Origin of the sequence: Spirulina subsalsa FACHB-351 (assembly GCF_026130165.1) — a bacterium.
In the GTDB taxonomy this organism is placed as follows: Bacteria; Cyanobacteriota; Cyanobacteriia; order Cyanobacteriales; family Spirulinaceae; genus Spirulina_A; species Spirulina_A subsalsa_A.
In genome coordinates, this window is record NZ_JAIHOM010000178.1 from 1 (window position 1) to 7,013 (window position 7,013).

The window sequence follows — 7,013 nt, forward strand, 5'->3', positions numbered from 1 at the left end:
CGTTGTGGTGGATGAGGGTGCTGACTCCATCGGGGGCGGGGGTGATGCTTTGGGCTTGGAGGGTGGTGGTGTAGCCCAAGGGCAGGAGGCTAAGAGCTAGGGGAATAATGTGTTTGGAGGATTGCATGAGCTAATGATAATGATATGGTTTACTTCGTATTGTAGTGATTCAAGAGGGGGGATTGGTTTCCTTACATGGGGTCTGCTGAAAAAGCCCAACGCTAGACTCAACAAGGTAATAGGTAATAAGGTAATAGGTAATTGTTCCCCTGCTCCCCCATTCCCGACTCCCGAAAATCCCCGGATTCCCGAATTCCCAAGTTATTTAGCAAGTCCTACATGGGGTTCATTATGGAACCTTGTCTTGGGGTCGCAAACGGCGATAGAGTTAGTATCTGTGGCTATTGCTTAATTTTCAACAGGATTGATTCATAATGACTGCTCTGGATGATAAAACTCTCAATGATAAAACTATCGTTAAAGACTATTTTAACTCTACAGGTTTCGACCGATGGCGGCGGATTTATGGGGATGGGGAGGTGAATAAGGTTCAACTGGATATTCGTGTTGGTCATCAACAAACTATTGATAAGGTGTTGAATTGGCTCAAGGAGGATGGCAATTTGGAGGGGTTGACTATTTGTGATGCGGGCTGTGGGGTGGGGAGTTTAAGTATTCCTCTGGCGGAAGCGGGGGCTAAGGTCTATGGGAGTGATATCTCTGAGAAAATGGTCACGGAAGCCCAAGAGCGGGCCAGAGAGACGTTAAAGGATACGAGTGGTTTAACGTTGGAAACGAAGGATTTGGAGGGGATTAGCGGGCAGTATCATACGGTGATTTGTCTGGATGTGTTAATTCACTATCCGACGGATGAGGCGGCGCAAATGATTAAACATCTGGCTTCTTTGGCGCAATCTCGTTTGATTTTGAGTTTTGCGCCGAAGACTCTCTGTTTGACGCTGTTAAAGCGGATTGGGGAGTTTTTCCCTGGGCCGAGTAAGACGACGCGGGCTTATCAACACCGGGAGGCGGATATTGTGAAAATTCTGCAAGAGAATGGTTTCACGCTGAAACGGGAGGAGATGACTAGCACTCGTTTCTACTATTCCCGTTTGCTGGAAGCGGTGCGGGAAGGGGTCAATGAATAATTAGGGCTTGCTGAAAAAGCCCAACGCTAGACTCAACAAGGGAATTGATAATTGACAATTGATAATTGACAATTATTCCCGACTCCCCCTGCTCCCCCGCTCCCCGAGTTATTCAGCAAGCCCTACTTGGTTCACTGGAAAATCTGGGTCATGGCGGCTAGAACTTCTTGGGAAATGAAGGGGAGGATGGCTGCTTTGTCTTGCTCGTCGATGCCTTCGGTGAGAACAACTAGGAGATAGGGCTGAAGGTCTGGGACTTCGATATAAGCAGCATCATGGCGGATTTGGGCGTTCCATGCCCCTTTTGACCACAAATGACTCTGAGGGGGGATTCCTGCGCCTAGGAAGCCTTGAATGCCGTTTTCTGTGCCTGTTTGGGTGGGGGGTAGGTCGGGCTGACGTTGGAGTAGTTGCATCATGGTTTGAGCGCGATCGCTACTGACGGCTACCCCGCCGATAATACTATGGAGGAGACGGGCGATCGCATTGGCGGTTAACATATTGCGATTGTCCATCATTTCCCCCATGTAATAACGTTCTCGACCGTAGGGGCCATAACTCCAAGTCTTTTGATTGAGGTTAATCTCGGCTAATTCTTCCCAGCCTAATGATTGAAAGTAACGGTTAACAATATTTCGTTGTTGTTTCCAGGTTTCAAAGGGGCCCGGCGACAATTCTGGTCCACTGGTGGTTCCGCTCAATACATCGATGACTAAACTGGTGGCATCATGGCTAGAATGAATAGCCATGTCCCGAATGGCTCGCTCTAGTTCCGGTGAAGTGGTTAACATTTCTTTGCTTAACCATTCTTCAATGGCCACCAGATAGAATAATTGGGCTAAGTGGGCGGGATAGTAACGTTCTGTGCCGCGATAACTAAAGCCTCGGACGGGATACTGCCAAAACTCCTCGTAGGCAATGGCAGCCCCTGTATTGACGATGACCGGAGGATCGTACACTAACCAGGTGAGGGCGATTTGTTGCTCTGTGAGGTTGGGAAATTTAGACCAAGTTGCGTCTAAAATCTGTTGACCAAGGGTTTCAAGTTGGGGGTGGCGATAGAAAAATGGCATTTTGACTGTTAACTGTGTACTAATAATTTTGTACTAATTATTGTTTACTGATATGGAATTTTCCCATCTCTCCCCCTCTCCAACGGGTGAATATAGTTGCCAGATTGATCTTAATCTTTATAATTCCCCCACTTGTCAAGGTTTGGCTACCCAAGCCGCGAAGGGGCGACAATTGCGCATCTTAGAACAACAGGGGGCTGTGTATCGGGTTCAACTCTGTGAGGACGATTATCTCGCTTGGCTGCCTGTGACTCAAGGGAAAGCCCTCCAACCCAGTGAACACAAGTATTGCGCCCCGATTTGGTCACGGGAGGCGATCGCACAAAAAATTCCTGAGATCATCGCCTTTACCCACCACGCCATGACACAACCCCATCACTACCTTTGGGGGGGAACCGTTGCCCCCCATTATGACTGTTCCGGACTCATGCAGGCTGCCTTTGCCGCCTCCGGGATTTGGCTACCTCGGGACTCCTACCAACAGGAAACCTTTACCCAGAAAGTCCCCTGGGATGACCTCCTCCCCGGAGATTTAATCTTTTTTCAAGAAACCACCCGCGTCACCCATGTGGCCCTCTATTTAGGTCATAACCAATATATCCACAGTTCCGGCATTGAAAAAGGACGCAACGGCATCGGCATTGACTCCCTCTCCCCTGACAGTGGGTCAGTCGGGAGTAAATATTATCCCTATCTCCTCTGTGCCGGACGAGTCATGACCAGTTGGCCCGGTTAAAATCCATTAAGATCAAGCTATATGCACAAAACCCCTTTTTTTGTCAACTCTGTTAAGACTTCCTGAGAAACGTTAACATAAATTAATATAAGAGTAAAACAGGTTGTCACATCTTGGGGCGTAAGCCATCCTTGCTATAAAAAATACAGTGTTGTCCGACATGAGATGATTTCAGACTGTCTGATTCCCCTCAAGGTTGGTTCTCGTGCCGATCGCTACGAGAAAACACTGTCAAAATAGTAAAAATATAAGGATAAGGATATTGCCACAGCCAACAACATTAGGAGTTCAAGCGCGTGAACAATAACAAAAATAAAAAATGGCGTAACGCAGGACTGTATGTCCTATTAGTGGTCGTTCTTCTAGCTCTCGCTTCTGCCTTTTTCGATAGCCCTCGGGAAACCCGGGAAAGCTGGAAATATAGTCAACTGATCCAAGAAGTGGAAAGCGGTAGAATTGAAACCATTCGTCTGACCGCCGATCGTTCTCAAGCGTCAGTCACCACCCAAGACGGAACCCAAGTTCTGGTGAACCTCCCCAACGACCCAGAACTAATCGATATCCTCACCACCAACAACGTGGATATTTCCGTGCAACCGCCCAAAGATGACGGGTTCTGGTTCCGCATTTTAAGCAGTCTTTTTGTTCCCGCTTTATTATTAATCGCCCTGTTCTTTATCTTGCGTCGGGCTTCCAGTGGTCCGGGGTCCCAGGCCATGAACTTTGGCAAATCTCGCGCCCGGGTGCAAATGGAACCCCAAACTCAAGTCACTTTCGGCGATGTAGCGGGGATTGAACAAGCGAAATTAGAACTGACGGAAGTGGTGGACTTCCTGAAAAATGCTGACCGCTTTACGGCCGTCGGGGCAAAAATTCCCAAAGGGGTGTTATTAGTGGGGCCTCCGGGAACCGGGAAGACCCTGTTAGCCCGTGCCGTTGCAGGTGAGGCTGGTGTTCCCTTCTTCTCCATCTCCGGTTCCGAGTTTGTGGAAATGTTTGTTGGGGTCGGGGCTTCTCGGGTGCGTGACCTGTTTGAACAAGCCAAAGCGAACGCCCCTTGTATTGTGTTTATTGATGAAATTGATGCCGTCGGTCGCAGTCGGGGCGCAGGTTTAGGGGGCGGCAATGATGAACGGGAACAAACCCTCAACCAGTTGTTAACGGAAATGGACGGGTTTGAAGGCAATACCGGAATCATTATTATTGCCGCCACGAACCGCCCGGATGTGTTAGATGCAGCCTTGTTGCGTCCCGGTCGTTTTGACCGTCAAGTTGTAGTTGATCGTCCTGATTATGCGGGACGGAAGGAAATTCTTCAGGTTCATGCCCGAGGGAAAACCTTGTCGAAAGATGTAGATTTGGAAAAAATCGCCCGTCGGACTCCTGGTTTTACCGGGGCGGACTTGTCTAATTTGTTGAATGAGGCCGCCATTTTAGCCGCCCGTCGCAGTTTGACAGAAATCTCGATGGATGAAGTCAATGATGCCATTGACCGCGTGTTAGCTGGACCCGAGAAGAAAGACCGAGTGATGAGCGAAAAACGGAAACAGTTAGTGGCTTATCACGAAGCGGGTCATGCTTTAGTGGGGGCGTTAATGCCGGATTATGACCCGGTGCAGAAGATTAGTATTATTCCTCGTGGTCGTGCTGGGGGGTTAACTTGGTTTACTCCGAGTGAGGATCGGATGGATTCGGGGTTATATTCTCGGTCTTACTTGCAAAATCAAATGGCTGTCGCTTTGGGAGGTCGCATTGCCGAAGAGTTAATTTTCGGTGAGGAAGAGGTGACAACTGGGGCTTCTAATGATTTACAGCAGGTGGCACGGGTAGCGCGGCAAATGGTGACTCGGTTCGGAATGAGCGATCGCCTCGGCCCCGTCGCATTAGGTCGTCAACAAGGCAATGTGTTCCTTGGTCGGGAAATTGCCTCAGATCGGGACTTTTCCGACGAAACCGCCGCCGCGATTGATGAGGAAGTGCGGAAGTTGGTGGATCAGGCCTACAGTCGTGCGAAGGATGTCTTATCAAGCAACCGTCACATCCTCGATACTTTGGCTGATATGTTAGTGGAAAAAGAAACAGTAGATGCCGAAGAGTTACAAAACATCTTAGACACCAATGATGTGAAGATGGCCGCTATTGTTTAAGGCAATTTCCGTCTTGGTTCATTAAGCATCATCTCCCCCCATCCTGTCTTACAGGGTGGGGTCATTTATTAGTTTGATCCGTAACCTCGTTTCTTTTTTCCTAATCCTCCAAAGTCCAATTTAAACCCAGAAGAGCAAGCATCCAAAGCTTGTCTCTTTAAGGTTGGCTGAAGGGTCGATGTTGCTGTCGGAGATAGACCAGAATTCCTTGTGCGATCGCCCCAGCCATCCGACTCCGATAAGCTGGATTGGCTAAATTCGCCGCATCCACCCGTCCCGTCACAAAACCCACCTCAACCAAAACCGACGGCATCGCGGCATACTTTAACACATAAAACCCCGCCCGACGGACTCCCCGATTTTGGATCTGTACATTTTGAATAATACTGTTGTGAATCGCTTGGGCTAAATACCCCCCACTGGTGTAGTAGTAGGTTTCTAATCCATTCACTTGAGAACGCCCCCCATCTACCGCATTGGCATGAATGCTCACAAAAACCGTCCCCCGCGCTTGATTCGCCATGATCACCCGCTCTTGTAAGGTGACAAAATAATCACTATTGCGGGTCATTAACACCTCTACCCCCTGCCGTTGGAGAATTTGCGCCACCTCTAAAGCAATAGGCAGCACCACATCAATTTCCCGCAGGCCGCGCAAACCAATCGCCCCCGGATCTCGCCCCCCATGACCTGGGTCAATAATCACCACTACGCGGTTGTGAGGGGTGCTAGGGGGGGTTTGGGGTGGGGGGACGGAAAGGGTAGAGATCACCTCTTCTGGGGGCAGGGAGGGGGCAGAGGGACGATCCTCTTGCCAGCGTCCTGTTCCACCTTGGGGAATAATCGATAAGCCCATAGGACTCCAAGAGGCCTCCCAGTTGGGACTATTGGCAGCAACATTTAAGATCAATTGTCCCAAGGGTTGACGATCTCGGGTTTGGGTTTGGTTAAATTCCACCGTTTTCACCCCATAACGGTCTAGGGTGATAGGTTGCTGTTGCCACGATTCGGGCCAGGTGATGCCCTGCAAATCGACCAAAACCTGTAAACCGTTGCGACTCCGTTGGATGTCCACGCGCTGGGGTTGTTGGTTGGGTAAGCGGAGAAAAAAGCCATTGCGGGTGACTTGGAATTCTTCGAGGGGTTGGTTGGGGGAGGTTGATGGGGCAATAGGTTGAGGGGTGGGCAGTTGTACCACCCACTGATGAGGGGCTAGACCTTGAAACTGGATTTGTTCGGGGTTGAGGGTATATCCTCGGGCGACTTCCACTACAATCCGGGTGGTGTTGGGGTTTAACTGGCTGGTGCGAATGGCGGCAATTCCCCCGTAGCCTGCTTGTTGCCGCACGACTGGGCCCAATACTGTGCCGGGTAAATCAATCACCAAGCGGGTGGGATTGCTGATTAACTGGGCGGTGGGTTGTACTCCTTCATCGGTGCTAAAGGTGAGGCGATTTTGATTGGGGTCAAACTGCCAATAGAGCAGTTGTCTCCCCTCGGCAGGCAGGGCGACGAGCAGCGCCCCCAAGAGTCCTAAAATCCATGAATTCCAGCGAGTGAGCATTTGATTTAACTGAAGTACGCCGAGTTGATCTGCGCCATCACGAACTTTGTTGGCCGGGAAACCTTGCTAGACGTGACTCAGACCCTTGCCAGTTCTGATTATAGCGATCGCCTGAACCTCCCCGGAATGTCCGAAAGACGCGCTGAGATTATTGTCCTGGGGGCGATGATTCTGACTGAAGCTATGGAGATGGTTGAGATACCAGCCAGTCGGTGGGGAGTTGACACTCCTCGGCCTAAAGGCACGAGGATTCTTGGTTCACAGACTCGCCATAACCTAGCAGGATTGCTCCAACCAGGCTAGAGGGCAAATCTCCCCAAGCTTTAGATCCGGTATGCCCTACCG

Annotated in this window: 6 protein-coding genes; 4 read left to right on the forward strand and 2 right to left on the reverse strand. The window is 50.0% G+C overall.

The features are described from left to right. Positions 1-434: 434 nt before the first annotated feature. Positions 435-1,148 carry a magnesium protoporphyrin IX methyltransferase gene (gene bchM, locus K4A83_RS21275; RefSeq protein ID WP_265266713.1) on the forward strand — a complete coding sequence of 238 codons (714 nt, stop codon included), beginning with the start codon at positions 435-437 and terminating at the stop codon, positions 1,146-1,148. A gap of 131 nt (positions 1,149-1,279) precedes the next feature. Here the strand turns inward: bchM and K4A83_RS21280 are convergent, their stop codons facing one another. Then, positions 1,280-2,221 carry a class A beta-lactamase-related serine hydrolase gene (locus K4A83_RS21280; RefSeq protein WP_265266714.1) on the reverse strand — a complete coding sequence of 314 codons (942 nt, stop codon included), beginning with the start codon at positions 2,219-2,221 and terminating at the stop codon, positions 1,280-1,282. 52 nt (positions 2,222-2,273) lie between these two features. On the opposite strand from K4A83_RS21280, the gene K4A83_RS21285 reads away from it, so the two are divergent. Further along, a complete protein-coding gene (locus K4A83_RS21285) occupies positions 2,274-2,957 on the forward strand; it encodes a C40 family peptidase (RefSeq protein ID WP_265266715.1) in 684 nt (227 codons plus the stop codon). 296 nt (positions 2,958-3,253) lie between these two features. Next, on the forward strand, positions 3,254-5,104 hold the full coding sequence (ftsH3, locus tag K4A83_RS21290) for an ATP-dependent zinc metalloprotease FtsH3 (protein ID WP_265266716.1): 1,851 nt from the start codon (positions 3,254-3,256) through the stop codon (positions 5,102-5,104). Between the two features lie 157 nt (positions 5,105-5,261). Here ftsH3 and K4A83_RS21295 read toward each other — a convergent pair whose 3' ends face one another. Beyond that, complete coding sequence (locus tag K4A83_RS21295; protein ID WP_265266717.1) at positions 5,262-6,668, reverse strand: N-acetylmuramoyl-L-alanine amidase; 1,407 nt, start codon at positions 6,666-6,668, stop codon at positions 5,262-5,264. 63 nt (positions 6,669-6,731) lie between these two features. Between K4A83_RS21295 and K4A83_RS21300 the strand changes: the two genes are divergently transcribed. Next, positions 6,732-6,971 carry a hypothetical protein gene (locus K4A83_RS21300; protein ID WP_265266718.1) on the forward strand — a complete coding sequence of 80 codons (240 nt, stop codon included), beginning with the start codon at positions 6,732-6,734 and terminating at the stop codon, positions 6,969-6,971. The last annotated feature ends 42 nt before the right edge of the window (positions 6,972-7,013 follow it).